This is a genomic window from Tumebacillus amylolyticus (genome assembly GCF_016722965.1).
Lineage (GTDB): Bacteria > Bacillota > Bacilli > Tumebacillales > Tumebacillaceae > Tumebacillus > Tumebacillus amylolyticus.
On the sequence record NZ_JAEQNB010000006.1, the window covers coordinates 214,132 to 231,874 of the forward strand.

At 56.2% G+C, this 17,743-nt stretch carries 11 protein-coding genes; 5 read left to right on the plus strand and 6 right to left on the minus strand.

Going from position 1 to position 17,743, the window contains the following annotated elements:
• Positions 1–199 precede the first annotated feature (199 nt).
• The 3 genes from JJB07_RS18765 (at position 200) to JJB07_RS18775 (ending at position 5,410) form a co-directional block, all read left to right on the plus strand.
• On the plus strand, positions 200–3,334 hold the full coding sequence (locus tag JJB07_RS18765; RefSeq protein WP_201637606.1) for a thiopeptide-type bacteriocin biosynthesis protein: 3,135 nt from the start codon (positions 200–202) through the stop codon (positions 3,332–3,334).
• A 2-nt stretch (positions 3,335–3,336) separates the two neighbouring features.
• Positions 3,337–4,704: a lanthionine synthetase C family protein gene (locus JJB07_RS18770; RefSeq protein WP_236588223.1), complete on the plus strand. Its 1,368-nt coding sequence runs from the start codon at positions 3,337–3,339 to the stop codon at positions 4,702–4,704.
• A gap of 157 nt (positions 4,705–4,861) precedes the next feature.
• Entirely contained in the window at positions 4,862–5,410 is a 549-nt protein-coding gene (locus JJB07_RS18775; protein ID WP_201637608.1) for a hypothetical protein, read from the plus strand.
• Positions 5,411–5,508: 98 nt separating this feature from the next.
• Here the strand turns inward: JJB07_RS18775 and aceA are convergent, their stop codons facing one another.
• Positions 5,509–6,792, minus strand: coding sequence for an isocitrate lyase (gene aceA, locus JJB07_RS18780; RefSeq protein ID WP_201637609.1), 1,284 nt, complete (start codon positions 6,790–6,792; stop codon positions 5,509–5,511).
• 26 nt (positions 6,793–6,818) lie between these two features.
• On the minus strand, positions 6,819–8,387 hold the full coding sequence (gene aceB, locus JJB07_RS18785) for a malate synthase A (RefSeq protein ID WP_201637610.1): 1,569 nt from the start codon (positions 8,385–8,387) through the stop codon (positions 6,819–6,821).
• Positions 8,388–8,576: 189 nt separating this feature from the next.
• Between aceB and JJB07_RS24310 the strand changes: the two genes are divergently transcribed.
• On the plus strand, positions 8,577–8,705 hold the full coding sequence (locus tag JJB07_RS24310) for a hypothetical protein (protein WP_283809161.1): 129 nt from the start codon (positions 8,577–8,579) through the stop codon (positions 8,703–8,705).
• Positions 8,706–8,717: 12 nt separating this feature from the next.
• Positions 8,718–8,867 carry a hypothetical protein gene (locus tag JJB07_RS18790; protein ID WP_201637611.1) on the plus strand — a complete coding sequence of 50 codons (150 nt, stop codon included), beginning with the start codon at positions 8,718–8,720 and terminating at the stop codon, positions 8,865–8,867.
• Positions 8,868–8,910: 43 nt separating this feature from the next.
• On the opposite strand, the gene carA is transcribed toward JJB07_RS18790, so the two are convergent.
• The 4 genes from carA to JJB07_RS18810 are packed head-to-tail and all read right to left on the minus strand — an operon-like array spanning position 8,911 to position 17,725.
• The gene (gene carA / locus JJB07_RS18795) at positions 8,911–10,023 is read right to left on the minus strand and encodes a glutamine-hydrolyzing carbamoyl-phosphate synthase small subunit (RefSeq protein WP_201637612.1); all 1,113 of its coding nucleotides are present in this window, start codon (positions 10,021–10,023) and stop codon (positions 8,911–8,913) included.
• A gap of 4 nt (positions 10,024–10,027) precedes the next feature.
• Complete coding sequence (gene argF / locus JJB07_RS18800; protein WP_201637613.1) at positions 10,028–10,993, minus strand: ornithine carbamoyltransferase; 966 nt, start codon at positions 10,991–10,993, stop codon at positions 10,028–10,030.
• Between the two features lies 1 nt (position 10,994).
• Entirely contained in the window at positions 10,995–12,026 is a 1,032-nt protein-coding gene (locus tag JJB07_RS18805; protein WP_201637614.1) for an LLM class flavin-dependent oxidoreductase, read from the minus strand.
• A gap of 14 nt (positions 12,027–12,040) precedes the next feature.
• On the minus strand, positions 12,041–17,725 hold the full coding sequence (locus JJB07_RS18810; RefSeq protein ID WP_201637615.1) for a non-ribosomal peptide synthetase: 5,685 nt from the start codon (positions 17,723–17,725) through the stop codon (positions 12,041–12,043).
• Between the last annotated feature and the right edge of the window lie 18 nt (positions 17,726–17,743).

A 17,743-nucleotide genomic window follows, 5' to 3' on the forward strand; every position in this document is an offset into this window, starting at 1 on the left:
AAAACGATGGAACAACTGTTCGATCTCGATGTTCACGTGAAGCACTGTTACGCTACCGACCAACTCGTTGAATGCCCGAACACCGCCATCACCTGCGGCACTTGTGTGTGCTAGAACATAAACCGATAGAACCTGCCATCACCTGTTCTGTCTCGAATAGGTGATGGCTTTTATTTACTGATAATGGAGGGTGAGCCTCGTGTTGCCTGAACAAGAACTTATGTTCCAAGCTCTCGACGTTTATATGATGCGGAGCCCTGTGTTGCCTTTGCAGGTCTATCAAGATCTGCGCCACGAGGATGGGGCTTCCCGACTTGCTATATATGCGCAAGATCCGATGGTCCGCGAAGCGATTGCCGTGGCCAGCACCTCGCTTCTTGAATCGCTACGCCAACTGGATCCTTCCTCGTCCCCGTCCAAACGGGAAGGGGCTGCCAACGGACTCCTTCGCTATATGATCCGCATGACGACGCGGTCCACTCCGTTTGGCCTGTTCTCCGGTGTCACACACGGACGTTTCGCTGACACATCGGCTCTGCAAATTTCAGGACTGTCCAAGCACCGCAAACGCTCTCGTCCCGACATGTATTGGTTGCTCAAAATTCTCGAACACCTCGAATCGGACCACGATGTCATCCAACAACTCCATGTGTCGACCAACCCGCTGGCCTTCCGCCACGGAACGCGTTGGAAACTGCCGTACGTCACCCGCTACGGGCAACGAGCCGGCGGCAATGACACCGTCTCGATCAAAAACTCGCCGGTCGTGGAGTTCAGTTTGCAAACCAGAGAGAGGCCGATTCAGTTCCACCAACTGATCCAAGACATCCTCACGGCTTTTCCCGGCGCGACAGAAGAAATGGCGCGCAAATTCCTCCTGCAACTGTTCGAGCAAGAGTTCCTCGTCTCCACCTTGCGCCCCCCGACGACCACAACAGACCCCTTTGGCTGTGTCCTCGACGAACTTTCGAAGCTGCAAGGCGTTGACGACCTGTACGTGAGCCTGAAACACATTCGTGAAAAAATGGCCGGGTACGATGCGTTGCCGATCGGAGAGGGAGAGGCCCTTTTCCTCGAACTGATCGCCGAGATGAAAGAGCTCGCCGACGCGTCAACTCCGCTGCAGGTCGACTTGGGTTTGCATAGCGAGATCGTGCAGTTGCCCGAATCGGTTCGCCAAGAGGTTGAGCAGGCGGCCGATACGCTTTGGCGCATGTCCAGAACGCAAAGATCTCTTACTCATCTGGACACGTACCGGGATGAGTTCATCGAAAAATACGGCTACCATCGCGAAGTTCCCTTGCTGGAACTGCTGGACGAAGATCTGGGAATGGGCGCACCGGCCGGCTACGAAAGTCCCGCGAGCAGACGCCAGCGGAACCAGTCCACTTCGCCGAAGCAGCAGGATCGGCAAAATCTGCTGACCGAATGGTTCACGGAGACGTTGCATCTGGGTCGGGAGGAACTGGTGCTCACCCCGAAACATATTGAAGCGTTGCAGGGCAAAGAACCTCTGCGCTGGCACGAAGCGCCCGCATCGTTGGAATTGTACTTCCATGTGCTCGCCGATTCGCAAGACGACTTGGACCGTGGAGAGTTCGAGTTGCATGTCGGCGGAAATCCCGGATCATCGGGTGCGTACAAAACATTCGGCCGTTTCGTCGACATGTTTGAGGACGGGTTTGCGGGGCCGTTGCAAGAGGCTGCAGCCCGCGAAGAAGCATTGGAACCCGAAGCCATCTGGGCAGAGGTTACTTTTTTGCCGAGCTACGGCCGATCGACGAACGTCGTGTTGACCCGCCATGCGCGAACCTACGAGATTCCCGTGGGCACCAATGCGGCGACAGAACCGGAGCAAACGATTCCGTTTGAAGATCTGGTGGTTGGCGCCACATCCGGGTATCTGTATCTCAAATCACGACGTTTGAATCGGGAAGTCATCCCGACCGCGACTCACATGCTTAACTATATGAAGTCACCGAATGTGTACCGCTTCCTGCGTGAGCTCGGGAACGCCCGTCATTCCCAGTGGTCCCCGTTCCGATGGGAAGGACTTGATTCGGCAACGTATCATCCCCGCGTCCGATTCGGCCGCACGGTATTGATGCCCGCTCAATGGAAGATGCGCACACGCGATGCGTGGTACGCAGACTCCCTGTCGGAGGATGCTTTTTTCCAAGCGGTGCAAGACTGGCGCAAGTCGTGGAAAGCACCGCAATTCGTCTACTTGACGAAGTTTGACAACCGCATGCTGCTCGATCTGACCAAGTTGCAACATGTGGAGGAGATTCGCAAGGAATTGAAGCAAACCGGAACTGTTACGTTGGTCGAAACGGGACGGTTGGAAGAACGCGGCATTGTCCAGGGACCCCACGGCACGTATGCCAGCGAATTCGTGTTCTCGCTGGTCAGACGGGAGCAGAACGAAGCGCGTCCGCCCGTGATGTCGCGGAGAGCGATCCGCACAGGGTACGACGGTCCGCGAAACTATTTGCCGGGCAGTGAATGGATGTATTTGAAATTGTACGGAGAATCGAGGCAAGAGGAACTGATCGCCACGAAGGTGATCGAACTCCTGTCGACCGTCTTGCAACAAGGAGTCGCAGACACGCCGTATTTCATGCGCTACAGAGACCCGGACCCACATATTCGCTTGCGTTTGCACGGGCAACCGGACGTGCTGTCCAGCCGCGTGCTGCCGCTGGTTCATCAGTGGGGATCCGAATTGGTGCAAGAAGGGATGATTTCCAAGTTCATGCTGGACATGTACGAGCCGGAAATCGAGCGGTACGGGGGTCCTGAGTTGATGAAACTCGTGGAAAGACTCTTCCATGCAGATTCTTTGGTGGTGGCGAATTGGGTAAAAGCCCACCGCTTCGGTGAATTGCAACTTCCGTTCGATCTGGTCGGCGTGTTGTCCGTTCTCGACTATCTGAATCACTTCGGTTACTCGTTCCGCGAGCAGGTCGAGATCATGGATCGATCTCATGAGACCAAGGAACACCTCGACTTGTTCCGCACCTACCGCAAAACGATTCTGGACATTGCCAATCCGCGGGAGGATTGGAGCGGCCTGCGCGCACATCCGAACGGAGCCCTGTTGCACGGCATGTTGAACATGCGCGCCCCGTTCATCAAACAGTACGCGCAAGAGGTGCGCGCCGCCGAGCAACGCGGGGAACTGTACGGCACGTTTGACGATCTGGTGTTCAGTGTCATTCACTTGCACATGAACCGTCTGTACGGCGTCGATCGTAACCAAGAGAACAAAGTCATGATCTTGACCCGCCATGCCCTGAATGCCATGAAACACTTCAGGAGGGATGAGCTGTGAAAATGAAAAAACGCGCTTGGAAACCGCTGGCCGACGCAAAGTTACGAAACGCTGTCGAGGAAAGAATCAAAACGTCGGTGGAACTCCTGCGCGATCCATCAACGATCAAAAAGCATGCACTAGAGCGGGACGTCAAAATTCGGGGATGGTCCCCACTGTCGCTGGGAAGCGGCTACCCGGGCCTGTGTCTGCTCTTTGGCGAACTGGATCGGTTGGAGCCGGAAGCAGGATGGGACATGGCGGGGCATCAGGTGTTGGTCGCTGTGCAACAAGCTGTCCAGGAGCACGGCGTTCCCTCACTCGACCTCTGGGGCGGGCTTGCCGGTATCGTGTTGGGAGTCCGATCTCTGTCGCGAGGCGGCACACGCTATGCGGGAATGATGGAGTCCTTGAACCGATTTGCAACGGAGCAACTGCCGGAATTCATCGAGACGCGGACGGATCGCCTGGCAAATGATCTCCGGATGACCGACTATGACTTGATGGGCGGGATGACGGGGGTGGGAAGATACCTGCTCGCGTTCCGGGACGAGCCGCAATTGCAACCGGTGCTTGAGGGCGTGATTCGCTATTTGATTGCGTTAAGCGGCGAGAAAGAAGTGGAGGGGCAATTGGTTCCGATGTGGCACATCTCTTCCGACAATCAATTCCTCGCCATCGAACGCGAGTTCTTCAAGCAAGGCATGTGCAATGCAGGTCTCTCCCACGGCATCGCAGGTCCGATGGGAGTGCTCGCCTTGGCGAAGCTCCACGGGGTCGAGACGACGGGACAGGACACGGCGATCCGCCGCTACGCCGAGTGGTTGGTGGAGCAGAAGTTGGAAGATGAGTACGGTCCCTACTGGCCGGGCCGAATCCCGATGGAAGTCGTTTCGAACGGATGGGAAGAGGGGAAAGTGGTTCCTCCGAATGAATCCTGGTGCTACGGGGGTCCCAGCATCGCCCGCCAACTGTGGTTTGCGGGTATGGCGCTGGGGGAGACTGCCTGGCAAGAACTTGCCATGGAAGTAGCTGTCGCGTCTTATAAACGGACGCAAAACTGGAATGAAAAAACGGGCCTGAGCTCCCCGAATTTCTGCCATGGCGTCGCCGGTACCGCGTATATGGCGCAAGTCATGTACGCCGAGACGGGCAACGAATTATTTGCCGAGGCACGGGATCGACTCGTGGAACGGGTGCTGGATCTGTTTGACGAAGAGTTGCCGTACCACGTCTTTGAACTCACGCGAGACCCGAATGACCCCAACGGCACCAAGACCAAGGTGAGCGACATGGGCTTGCTCGAAGGCTTGGCGGGGACGTTGACCGTCTTGACCAGTTTGCTCACGGAGGAAGCTCCGGAATGGGATGCGGTGTTTTTGCTGTCCTAAGTGTGGAAGTGTGAAGAAAGACTGCCAATCACAGGGAAACCTCTGGATTGGCAGTCTTTCTATAACGTCCGATAATATATATTATGTTAACTAAAAACAACGAAGAGTTTCGCTATAGAATTTGACATTGGTTTACAGCAGGCGTATCATCTACCCCATGAAAACTACACGTCAAGAAGTCATGGACTGGGGTCTTCACTTCATGAACGAGATCGGCACCGATGAGATCTGCAGCGTTTGCATCTCCTATGGCGGTTCGTGCTGCTCCGGCTGCAAGCACTTGGCCGACGGCGTTGGTTGCCAGTCTCGCAATACGAGTTGTACCTCTTGGTTGTGCGGATATCTCTTGTTCATCTTTCACGAGACTGGTCTGTTGTACGACTGGAACGAGTTTTGGGAACAAGTTCCCGGCAAAGCGTACCGCCAAGACTCCACACCTCACGAGCTGGACATCGAAAACTGGCTGGGAACGCGTGATTTGAGACGTTTAACCGCCTTGTTCAGCAAGGATTTGGAGGAACTTGTGCAGACCGACCGACAGTATTACGTCGTCAGGCTGAACGACTTGCTCTACCGGTACATCAGTGCAGCCTACGCCATTTCTCCCCTGGATCAAAACTCGGTGAACAGCCTGAATCGGAAGTTGCACCGGCTGACCAAGGGCTTTCAAAGGTACCATACCTTCAAAAAGCATCACATTCGATAAAAAAGGCCCGTCAACGCCTCCGCGCACGACGAGCCTTTTTTTACATTACCCATGAAAAGAGCCAGCACCACAAGTTTCCCGTAATAATATTATGTCAATTAGAATTTTTCCTCGAACTGCTCTTCCTCCGTGGACCCGTTCAGCGCCGTGGTTGACGATGTCCCTCCCGAGATGACCATCGACACTTCATCGAAGTACCCCGTGCCCACCTCTCGCTGGTGACGGGTCGCCGTGTACCCGTGCTCCTCGCTGCCGAACTCCGCCTGTTGCAGCTCCGAGTACGCCGCCATCCCCAGATCGCGGTACTGACGCGCCAACTCGAACATGCTGTGATTGAGCGCATGGAAGCCCGCCAGCGTCACGAATTGGAACTTATACCCCATCTCGCCCAAACGATGCTGGAACTCGGCAATCGTCTTCTCATCCAACTTCCGCTTCCAGTTAAACGAAGGCGAACAGTTGTACGCCAACAGTTTCCCCGGATACTTCGCGTGAATTTCCTTCGCAAAACGCTCCGCTTCCTCCAAGCACGGCTCCGACGTCTCGCACCAAATCAAGTCTGCATACGGCGCATACGCAAGCCCCCGCGCAATCGCCGCATCCAGCCCCCCACGCATCCGGAAAAACCCTTCCGCCGTCCGCTCCCCCGTCAAAAACTCCTGATCCCGCGGGTCGACATCACTCGTAATCAAATGCGCCCCATTCGCATCTGTCCGCGCCACCACAAGCGTCGTCGTCCCCATCACATCCGTCGCCAAGCGAGCCGCAACCAAATTCCGAATTGCCTGCTGCGTCGGGATCAGCACTTTGCCGCCCATGTGCCCACACTTTTTTTCCGAAGCGAGTTGGTCTTCAAAATGCACACCCGCCGCTCCGGCCTCGATCATCGACTTCATCAGCTCGAACACGTTCAACGGCCCGCCAAACCCGGCCTCCGCATCGGCGATGATCGGCGCAAACCAATGCGTATCCCCCTTGCCCTCCGCCGTCTGAATCTGATCGGCCCGTTGCAGCGCTTGGTTGATTCGCTTCACGACCTGCGGCACCGAGTTCGCCGGGTACAACGACTGGTCCGGATACATCTGCCCCGCCAAGTTGGCATCTGCCGCCACCTGCCAGCCGCTTAGGTAGATCGCTTTCAACCCCGCCTTCACCTGTTGCATCGCTTGGTTCCCCGTCAGTGCCCCCAATGCATGCACATGATGCTCGGTGTTCAGCAGCTCCCAGAGACGCTCTGCGCCCAACTGCGCCAACGTATGCTCAATTTTCACCGAACCGCGCAGACGCAACACATCGTCCACAGAATACGGACGCTCAATCCCTTCGAAACGCTTTTCATTCCAAAGAGTTTCCAGCTCTTGTTTTTGTTGGTTTTGTACCATGTCGATCCTCTCCCTATGTGAAAGTGTTACAGCTTTGCATACCCCGGCCCGGTCAGAAACTCTTCGAACTGTTCTTGAAACACCAGCTCTCGAAAAAGAGTCCCCGCCACCTCGAAGTCCCCGTCCAGCTCTGCCAGTTCCTCGCCGATCAATTGCTCCACCCACTCCGCCGTAATGGGGCGTCCATCGTCCAACACACCCTGCGGATGGCGAATCCACTGCCACAACTGCGCACGCGAAATCTCGGCGGTCGCTGCGTCTTCCATGAGATGATACAGCGGCACCGCGCCACTGCCTTGAAGCCAAGCTGTGAGATATTGCACGCCCACACGAATATTTGTGCGCACGCCTTCTTCCGTAATCGTTCCGCTCGGCACTTCCAACAGATCGGCCGCCGTCACTTGGACGTCTTCGCGCAACCGATGCACTTGGTTCGCCGTCGGCATCGCTTCATTAAATACCGCCAATGCCACCGGCACCAACCCCGGATGCGCCACCCAAGTCCCATCATGACCGTCGCGTGCTTCCCGTTCCTTGTCTCCCCGCACGTTGGCAAAAGCGGCTTCATTCGCCGCCGCATCACCTTTCACCGGAATCTGAGCGGCCATGCCGCCGATGGCATGTGCCCCGCGCTTGTGGCAGGTGTGAATTGTCCAAAGCGAGTACGCACGCATGAACGGCGACGTCATCGTCACTTGCGCCCGATCTGGCAAGATCACGTCAGGTTGGTTGCGGAATTTTTTTACATAGCTGAAAATGTAATCCCAACGCCCGCAATTCAACCCCGCCGCATGGTCGCGCAGTTCATAGAGAATCTCTTCCGTTTCAAACGCCGCGAGAATCGTCTCGATCAGCACCGTCGCCTTGATCGTCCCCTGCTCCATCCCCAACGCTTCTTGCGCACGGACGAACACATCGTTCCAAAGCCGTGCTTCCAGATGGCTCTCCAACTTCGGGAGATAGAAGTACGGCCCCGTCCCGTGTCGCGCCAATTCTGCTCTGTTATGGAACAGATACAACCCGAAATCGAACAGCGACGCCGAAATCGGTCGGCCGTCGAGCAGGACATGCTTCTCGACCATATGCCACCCACGCGGGCGAACCAGCAGGGTGGCGGTCTGTTCCTTCAACGCGTATCTCTTGCCGCTCTCATTCACAAACGAGATTGTGCGCGACACCGCATCCCGCAAATTCAACTGCCCGCGAATCGAATTCTCCCACGTCGGAGAGTTCGCATCTTCCAAATCTGCCATAAAAACTCGCGCCCCCGAATTCAGAGCGTTGATCACCATCTTGCGGTCGCCGGCAGGGCCGGTGATCTCCACCCGTCGGTCTTGCAGGTCCTTCGGTACCGGCGCAATCTTCCAGTCCCCGGCACGAATTCCCGCCGTCTCCGGCAAAAAGTCCGGCTTCTCTCCACGGTCGAACGCCGCTTGCCGCTCCTGCCTCCGAGCCAACAACGCCTCACGTCGACCGCCGAACTCATGAACCAACAGCGCGACAAACTGCAACGCCTCGTCTGTCAGCACCTCGTCAAAGCCCTCATCCAAGGGCCCGACCACCGTCAAGCCTTGCACGCCCGCTCTGTGTCCCATGTTGTACCTCCCGTCATTGCTATATAACAGAACTCTTTTCCTGCCACTATTCTATAACAGAGCCCCGAGAAAATGACACTGACTTTTTTGCGCAAAAAAAAGTACCATACACGTCAAACTCCGCATATTGTTATACAACAGATTTCGAAAACAGAATTTGTTATACAACAAAACGAAGAGGTGATGAGAATGGAACAATTACAAGTACAAAACAACCAAGAAGCGCCCGTACACGAATGCATGACGTGCGGCGAGCATCTGCACGTAATCTATCCCGTGTACGAATGCGAACGCTGCCTGAACCAATCCGCTGAATAAGGAGGTTTGCGCATGACCGACAAACCGATCCCTCAATCGCAACCACAACCTCAAGAACCCGCTCGTGTGAAACACTACCCGCTCCATCTCTGGCTCTCCGACCCTAACGACCCTCTGCACACGATGTGGAACCTCCACCGCATCTACGACCCCCGCGCGTAGAAAAAAAGCCAGACCCCGCAGCAAGTGCGGGGTCTGGCTTTTTTCAATCGAACCGAAGTTGAAGTTCAGGCAGGGGTTGTCCCTCCTTGTGCTTGTCGATCAACTGAACAAAGGAGTCGAACAGCCCTCTGGAATCGATCGGGCCGGGTCGTGCTTCTGGGTGAAATTGCACAGAGAAGCATGGGTGGTTTCGGTGCCGCAGCCCTTCGACTGTCCCGTCGTTGAGGTTGAGATGCGTGATTTCCAACTCTGTATCGGCAAGCGAAGCGGCGTTGACGACGAATCCGTGGTTTTGTGACGTGATTGCACATCGTCCCGTCGCCAGCTCTTTCACCGGGTGGTTCGTTCCCCGGTGCCCGTACTTCATCCGCTCAATCCGGGCACCGCAGGCGAGAGCAATCAATTGATGACCGAGACAGATGCCAAACAGGGGAACTTTCCCGATCAACGCTTTCACCGTCTCTACGATCTCCGGTACGTCCTGCGGGTCCCCCGGACCGTTGGAGAGAAAAACGCCGTCCGGTTTCCACGCGAAGATTTCCTCCGCCGACGTGTGGGCACCCACTACGACAACTTCACAACTTCGTGCGGTCAGTTCGTCGAGAATCCCCGCTTTGATCCCACAGTCGAGAGCGACGACACGTCTTGTTCCGGCACCGACAGAAAAAGGTTCGCCGGTGGTCACCTCTGCCACGAGATCGCGGGCCAGCAGGTCCTCTTCCTGCAAGCGGTCGAGATAGTAGGACAAGGGCATTTCCAACGTGGTGATTACGCCCTTCATCGTCCCTCTCTCACGCAAATGCCGAACGAGAGAGCGTGTGTCGGCTCCAGACAGACCGACGACGCCCCGTTCCAACAGAAAGGCATGAAGATTACTCACACTGCGCCAGTTGCTTGGGTGCTCCGCCCATTCCTTCACGATAAAACCTCGCAAATGCGGCTGTCGAGATTCAAGATCTTGCTCGTTGATGCCATAGTTGCCGATCAAGGGATAGGTCATCGCGACGATTTGCCCACAATAGGAAGGGTCGGTCAGAATCTCTTGGTAGCCGGTCATCCCCGTGTTGAACACCACATCGCCATAAGCTTCTCCCTCGGCACCAAACGCAAGACCTTCCCACACACTTCCATCTTGGAGAATCATACGCGCACGCATTGGGTTATTTCACCAGCGTCGCGAGGATGGCTTTTTGAACATGCAGACGGTTTTCTGCTTCGTCATAGACGATGGATTGCGGACCATCGAGAACTTCTGCCGCCACCCCTTCCCCACGCACGGTCGGCAAGCAGTCCATGTAGACCGCACCGGGGTTCGCCACTTCGAAATGTCGTGGGGAGACGCACCAATCTGCACGAATTTCCTGCTTGATCTTCTGTTCTTCGTCCTTGGAGAAACGCAGGCTCTTCCAATTCTTCATGTAGATGACATCCGCTCCTTGGGATGCTTCCATCAGATCGTGCGAGAAGTTGAGCGTGCCGCCCGATTTTTCAATCTGCTCCTTGGCAAACTCCACATACTGCGGATCGAGATCCCAACCTTCCGGGTAGCAGAACGTCAAGTTCATGCCGAGCAACGAGCCTGCCGTCATCAGCGAATGCGGCACCCCAAGCGACTTCTGGCGTTCCGAAAAGCCCCAGGTGAACACGACTTTCTTTTTCTTGTAGTCTTGTGCGCCAAATTTTTCTTGCATCGTCAACAAGTCTGCCATGACTTGACAGGGGTGGTCTTGATCATCAAGCGCGTTGACAATCGGCACGCCGGCATGCTCTGCGAACAACTGCAAGGATTTGCGGCCTTCGCCATAGCGGGACATGTCATACATCCGGATGATGATCGCATCGAGATACCGCCCCATGACGCTTGCGGTGTCAAGCAAACTCTCGTGATTGGAGAGTTGCAGGTCTGCCGCGCTCAAAAACTCCGCATGACCCCCGAGTTGACGGGCTGCCGCTTGGAACGAGATGCGCGTGCGTGTCGAAGCGACGCTGAACAACAGCCCCAGGGTCTTGTCTTGCAGGTACTTCTCCCGATTTTTGCCGCTCTTCATATCGGCGGCCAAGGTGAGAAGTTGCTCCAGCTGCTGGGAGCTAAAGTTTCGAAGATCCAGGAAGTGTTGGGTGGTCATTTTAAATTTCCTCCTCTTTTAACGGCCGCACGATCTGCTGGCCGATACGTTCGATTTCGTGTTCATCACTCGCCAAAGCGGTGATCAAAAAATAGTCGGCCCCCGCATCGCGGAAGTCTCGCAGTGTGGAGATGACTTCCTCGTAGTTGCCTACGATCGAGATGGAATTGGACGGGTTCACTTGACTCAAGCCGCCCCAGAGGTGTTTGTCCACCATGAAGTCGTCTCCACCGCTCAAGTCTTTGTAGCGGCTTAATCCGACGGAGTCGGCATTTTTCAAAAACAGCTTCGTCATGCGCTTGAGCGCCGCCGGAGTTCGTTCAAGCAGTTCGTAGGCGGCTTTCCACGCTTCTTCGGTGGTCTCACGGGCGATGATGTCCACGAGGACGGCGTATTTCAGGCCCTCTCTCCCGTGCGCTTTGGCCATCGTCTTTACTTTTTCATACTGAGCGGCGAGCGTTTGGCGATCGCATGCGTAGAGAATGTACGCGTCTCCATATCGAGCTGCAGCATCCATCGCCGATTCGGAGGAGCCCGCTACAAAGTAGCTCGCTCGATGTTCGGGGTTCTCCTTGGGGTAGATGTCCGAGTTCTCGACGTAGAAGAACTCGCCTTTGAACGTGGTCACACCCTTGCGTAAGCGTTGCAACAGATCGGTGTATTCCCGTGTGCGGGCATAGCGGACGTCATGACTCTCTGGCTTGCCGTCTCGGGCGAGCGTCATGGAAGCACTGCCCGTGACGATGTTGATATCGGCGCGGTCTCCGATCAGCGCATTCAGCGTGTTCAACGCTTTGGCCGTATGTGTCGGGATCACTTGGTTGGTGTTCTGCGCGATCAACACCCGGATCTGTTTCGTATTCATCCCGATCATCGTCGCCGCCACGAACGGGTCGACAGCGGTCGGTGCGACCGAGAGCAAAACCGAATCAAAATAGTTCGCTTCCGCTCTCTTCGAATGATCCAGGTAGGCGTTGAACAACTCTTGGTGCTGCGAGGTCGGGTAAATGGGCAATCCCCAGCAAAATTCCATACGAGGTCTCCTCCTCACGCTTCGTCCGTTGCGATGCGCAATTCTTCAATGTGAGCGGCAAGTGCGCGGATGGATCGGTGTTCGTACACGACGAGGTCATCCGCGCGCACGTCTGCCTCCTCCAACGCCAAGTCGAGCTCGACAGCCAGCAAAGAGTTGCCTCCCAGCTCAAAAAAGTCATCGTCAATGCCGATTGCGTTGACTCCCAACAACTGCGTCCAGAGGTCGACCAATTTTCGTTCAACATCGGTGCGCGGTCCTGCATGTTCAACCCGCTCTTCCTCAACCGCCGGTGTGACGACGGGGAGCGCGTTGCGGTCAATCTTGCCGCTTGTCGTCAGAGGCATCGCTTCCAGACGGCAGAACAGCGACGGCACCATGAAGCTTGGCAGGAAGCGCCCAAGGTGCGCTTTGATTTCGTGAAGGTCGAGGTCTGTCTTCGAGACGTAGTACGCGACGAGCTGCTTGTTGCCCAGGGCATCGTCCCGATCGACTACGACTGCTTCGTTGATGGCAGGTTGTGCAAGCAAAATGCTTTCCACCTCGCCAAGTTCGATGCGATAGCCGCGAATCTTCACTTGATGGTCGATCCGACCCAAGAATTCCACGTGTCCGTCAGACAGCCATCGCACGAGGTCGCCCGTGCGGTACATGCGCTCTCCGGTGACGAACGGATCGTCCACGAATTTCTCCGCTGTGAGCGATTCGTTGTTCAGATAGCCACTCGCCAAGCCGGCCCCTGCAATGTACAGCTCGCCGACGACGCCGATTGGAGTCGGGTGCATGTGTGGGTCCAGGATGTAGACACGGACATTGGGGAGTGGTTTTCCAATCGGGATGTTGTGATACGCCTTGCGATGCTCCAAAGGGAAGGTTGTGGTGATGACGGTCGCTTCCGTCGGGCCGTACAAGTTGTGCAACTGCGCGGTCGAGCCCAAACGCTCAAACTGTTCCACCAATTCCTTGGGCAGAGCTTCCCCTGCGAGAAGCAGATAGCGCAGAATGTTCAGCACGGACACCTCGTCCCCGACTGCATTCAAGAACACTTTGAACATGGAGGGAACGAAGTTCAGCAGACGAATCTGATGGTCGATGACGGCGCGCAAGATTGCTTTCGGACTGCGGTGTCCCCCCTCTTCCAGCACGACGAGGCGACCACCCGTCAGCGTCCAGCCGTACAATTCGTTGACCGATACGTCAAAGGTGTACGGGGTCTTGAGCAAGAACGCGTCCTCTGCCGTCATCGGATACTGCGCTTGCATCGCATACAAGTAATTCACGATGCTTGCATGCTGAACCATGACACCCTTCGGCTTGCCGGTTGAGCCGGAGGTATACAGGATGTACGCCAGATCGTTTGGAGTGGTCAGGAGGTCGAGGTCAACCGAGTCCCCTTGGTAGAGTTCGGGTTGTTTCAGATCCACGACCGCTCCGGCAAATGTCGTTTTTTCCAAATAGGCAGTCTCTGTCAACAGCACGAGAGCCGCGCTGTCTTTCAACAGATAGCCCACGCGATCTTCCGGGTACTCCGGATCGATGGGCACGTACGCCCCGCCGGCTTTCAACACTGCATAGACCGCCACGACCAGTTCCACAGAACGGGTCAACAGGAGGCCGACTCTCTCGCCTCGTCCAATGCCAAGTTCGCGCAATCGGCGGGCGATTTGGTTGGCTCGTGCGTTGATCTCTGCGTAGGTGTATCCGACTCCCTCCGCAATCACGGCGATACGGTCCGGGGTTTGGGCGGATTGTGTTTCGAGAAGTTCATGCAACAGCCCTTTGTGCAACAGGTTCGTTTGGGTGTCGTTGAACGTCCGAAGCACGGTGTTTCGCTCCTCGTCAGGGAGCAATGCGATGTCCTTCAACTCTTGGTTGGGATTCGCCATCGCGCTTTCCAGAAGGGTTAGGAAGTGAGCGGCGAATCGTTGCATCGTCGCTTTTTCAAACAGTTGGGTCGCGTATTCCACTGCCATCAGCAAACCCTTCTCTTCTTGGTGGAACTCGAGGGTGAGGTCCACCTTGGAAGCTTGGTGGGCAAACGGGTACGGAGTGAAGGTCAGTTCGTCCGCAGCGACCGTCGTCCGGGTATTATTTTGCATGACGAGCATCGTGTCGAAAAGTGCGTTGCGACTGGTGTCACGCTGCAAGTGAAGCTGATCAACCACCTCTTCAAACGGAACCTCTTGGTTCTGGAACGCGTTGATTGAACTGCTCTTGACTTCTGCGAGGAAGTCGGTGAACGTGCGATGCGCCTGCGGTCGGTTGCGCATCGCCAGCGTGTTCACGAACATGCCGATCATCGGATCGAGATCGCTGTGTACGCGCCCGGCGATCGGGGTGCCCACGATGATGTCTTCCTGCTGTGTGTAGCGGTGCAAAAGCACGTTGTAGGTTGCAAGCAACACCATATAAGGGGTGACACCCTGCCCATCCGCGAAGAGTTGGAGGCGTTGGGACAGGTGTGCCGGCAACTTCATCTGGAAGCGGTCCCCTGCAAAACTTTGGTTCAGCGGGCGCGGGCGGTCCGTGGGAAGTTGCAGAATCGGAAGTTCCCCACTGAGGTATTCCTGCCAAAACTGCCCCTGTTCCTGCATCTCGCCACTCTTCGAACGGTTGCGTTGCCACGCGGCATAGTCCTTGTACTGCAAGGACAACGGGCGAAGTTCCTCCCCTTGGTAGAGTGCGATCCATTCACGTTCCAGCAGAGCCAGTGACACGCCGTCCGCGATGATGTGGTGCAAGTCGAACAACAGCCAATGTCGCGTCGCATCCCCGTGAAGCGAGATCAGACCGATTCGCATCAACGGTGCCTGTTTCAAGTCGAAGGGACGGATGAACGATTGGATCAAGGGCTGCACGTCCACGTCGCTTGCAGCGTGCAGGTGTTTCACCGCCAATTCAACCTCTTCGTGTACGATCTGCACCGGCTGGCAGTCAATGAACTGGAAGGAAGTGCGCAGAGCTTCATGGCGTTCCACCAATTGCCGAACTGCTTTTTCCAAACGATCCACATCGAGCGGGCCGTCTACAAGCAAGACACCCGGAATGTTGTAGGTGGTGCCGAGCCCTTCGAAGCGGTTCAGAATGTACAGACGTTTCTGTGCAGAGGAAACAGGATAGTGATCTTGACGGGCCAGATTCGGGATGCTGTGGTAGGTGCGCTCTTCTTGTCCTTGGAGGAGTGGCGCGAGTTCGGCGATGGTCGGTTTTTGGAACAGTTCGCGCAAGGGAACGTCCACGCCAAGCACCCGTTGAATCTGCGCCACAACGGAAGTCATTTGCAACGAGTTGCCTCCCAATTCGAAGAAGCTGTCGTTGACCCCGATCTTCTCCACGCCCAGGAGGTTGCTCCAGATGTCAACCAACGCGCGTTCGGTCGAGGTGTTCGGAGCGACATACGCGGCGGTCGCTTGTTGCCAGAGCGGTTCGGGCAGCGCTTTGCGGTCAATCTTGCCATTGGGTGTGATCGGCAAGCGCTCGATTTCAATCAGATAAGCAGGAACCATGTAGTCCGGAAGGTCTTGAGCCAATGCACGACGCACTTCCACGAGGTCTAACGAGGTCTCCGGAACGAGGTACGCGCACAAGTACGGATCTCCGCCCTCTCCGGCACGCCGAGCAAGCACAACGGCTTCGCGTATGTTCGGAGATGACAGCAGACGGCTTTCGATCTCGCCCAGTTCGATGCGCAGACCGCGAATTTTGACTTGGTCATCGAGACGACCGAGGTAGTCCAAATTTCCGTCCGGCAACCATCTGGCGAGGTCCCCTGTTCGGTACATGCGCTGTTCGTTCATGCCCGTGTTTTCTTCGGCAAACGGATTGGGCGGGAATTTCTCTGCGTTCAGTTCAGGTCTGTTTAAATAGCCGCGGGCGAGTCCATCTCCTGTGAGGCAGAGCTCTCCCGGCACGCCAATCGGTTGTAATTGGTTGCGCGGGCCGACGATATACGCTTTTTGGTTCATTAGCGGAGGGCCGATCGGCAAGCTTGGGAGGTTGTCCAGTTCGTCATAGTGTACGTGATACAACGAGGAGTCCACTGTCGTCTCGGTCGGGCCGTAGGCGTTCGTCAGAATCGGACGTTGCGAACCGAACCGGCTTAGAAAATGCTTGGCAAGCAACGGCGGCAACGCTTCCCCCGCGATGACCACGTGTTGAAGCACGACTCCTGCGTTCTCATCCAGATGTTCTGCAAGCAAGCGCAGATGTGTCGGGGTGCCGTCGGAGATCTGTACCTGGTGGCGTCGGAAAAAGTCGCGCAGTTTCGCTCCATCCACACGGGCCTCCTCCGGTACGACGTACAAGGAATGCCCATTCAACAGCGCTCCGAGCATGTTCTGCACGTGTGCGTCAAACTCAAACGGCGAGACGAGGCCGACGCGGGACGGCGCAACGTATCGACCGAACACTTCCTTCGAAATGCCCCAGATGAAGTTCACGACGCTTCGGTGTTCGATCATCGTGCCTTTCGGTTTCCCCGTCGAGCCCGATGTGAAGATGACGTACGCGAGGGAGGTCGGATCGTCGATGTCCGGCAGTTCACCCGCTTCCACAGTTAAAAGTTCGCGGAGGACGTCTTTCGTAATCAACAGCGGAGAGTTGCAGTCCTCCAGTATTCCTTGGACACGGTTCTCCGGGAGTTTTTGAGAAACGGGCAGATAGGCCGCTCCCGCTTTCAACACCCCAAGCATGGCAACAACGGCGTCGGGCGTCCGGTCGAGCAGGAATCCGACGATTTGCCCCTGACCGATGCCCTTTTGGCGCAAGGCGGTGGCGACACGGTTGGCTTGCTGTTGCAATTGAGCGTAGGTGTAGTGCATCTCCTCGCCCGCCACTGCGATGCGATCCGGGGTGGCAAAAGCTTGAGCGTCAAACAATTGCACCACGGTGCTCTCGCGCGGGTATTCGCTTCCGGTGTCGTTGAAGCGGCGCAGTTCTTCGCGCTCGTCCTCCGGTATCCAATCGAGGCTCACGTGCGGCGCATCCGGATTCTTGACGCCTTGTTGAAGCAAAGCGACGAAGTGGGAGCCCAATCGCTCTACCGTCGACGATTGGAACCGCGAAGCGCGGTCTTGAATCTCACCCTCGAGTCGGTTCTCCCCTCGACGGAACGAGAACACCAACTCAGGTTCTGCACAGTCAAGGTAGTGGGCGTCGTGCAGTTCTTCGAGAAGAATCGCGGTTCGAAACGGATAGGATCTCCCGTCGGGAAGCGGATGGTCCAACTGGTCGCGCAACGTGATCAGCGGGAAGTTCTGGTGCTCCATCGCTCCTGCCAATGTGTCCCGCACCTTCATGAGCAATTGTTTGAACGAGAGGTCTTCTTGCAAAGCTTGGCGCAAGACGAGCACGGTGTTGATGAAGTCGGCCTCTCCTTGCTGGCGGTTCACCGGGGCTCCGATCACGATGTCTTGCAGACCCGTGTACTTGTTCAGCAACAAGGTCAGACCGGCCGTCAACACCATGAAGAGGCGTAAGTCCGATTGGTTGGAGAGCTTTTGCAACCGATCATAGAGTTCGCCTTCGATGACGAAGGGAGCCACGAATGGCTCTCCCTCACATCGTTGCGCGTGCAGACGGTCGCCGGGGAAGCGGCTGTCCGCCAACTCCCCTGCCATTTTTTCCGTCCAATACGCTCGTTCTTTCGATTTTTGGTGGGCGATAACCATCAGGTCTTCTGTGACGATTTGTACAGCCATGCCTCTATCGCTCCTTCG

What these genes read in the sequence shown, in the direction of transcription:
- JJB07_RS18775 (WP_201637608.1), top strand. Translation starts at nt 4,862, where the DNA reads ATGAAAACTACACGTCAAGAAGTCATGGACTGGGGTCTTCACTTCATG.
- carA (WP_201637612.1), bottom strand. Translation starts at nt 10,023, where the DNA reads ATGCGTGCGCGTATGATTCTCCAAGATGGAAGTGTGTGGGAAGGTCTT.
- JJB07_RS18790 (WP_201637611.1), top strand. Translation starts at nt 8,718, where the DNA reads ATGACCGACAAACCGATCCCTCAATCGCAACCACAACCTCAAGAACCC.
- argF (WP_201637613.1), bottom strand. Translation starts at nt 10,993, where the DNA reads ATGACCACCCAACACTTCCTGGATCTTCGAAACTTTAGCTCCCAGCAG.
- aceB (WP_201637610.1), bottom strand. Translation starts at nt 8,387, where the DNA reads ATGGGACACAGAGCGGGCGTGCAAGGCTTGACGGTGGTCGGGCCCTTG.
- JJB07_RS18770 (WP_236588223.1), top strand. Translation starts at nt 3,337, where the DNA reads ATGAAAAAACGCGCTTGGAAACCGCTGGCCGACGCAAAGTTACGAAAC.
- JJB07_RS18805 (WP_201637614.1), bottom strand. Translation starts at nt 12,026, where the DNA reads ATGGAATTTTGCTGGGGATTGCCCATTTACCCGACCTCGCAGCACCAA.
- aceA (WP_201637609.1), bottom strand. Translation starts at nt 6,792, where the DNA reads ATGGTACAAAACCAACAAAAACAAGAGCTGGAAACTCTTTGGAATGAA.
- JJB07_RS18810 (WP_201637615.1), bottom strand. Translation starts at nt 17,725, where the DNA reads ATGGCTGTACAAATCGTCACAGAAGACCTGATGGTTATCGCCCACCAA.
- JJB07_RS24310 (WP_283809161.1), top strand. Translation starts at nt 8,577, where the DNA reads ATGGAACAATTACAAGTACAAAACAACCAAGAAGCGCCCGTACACGAA.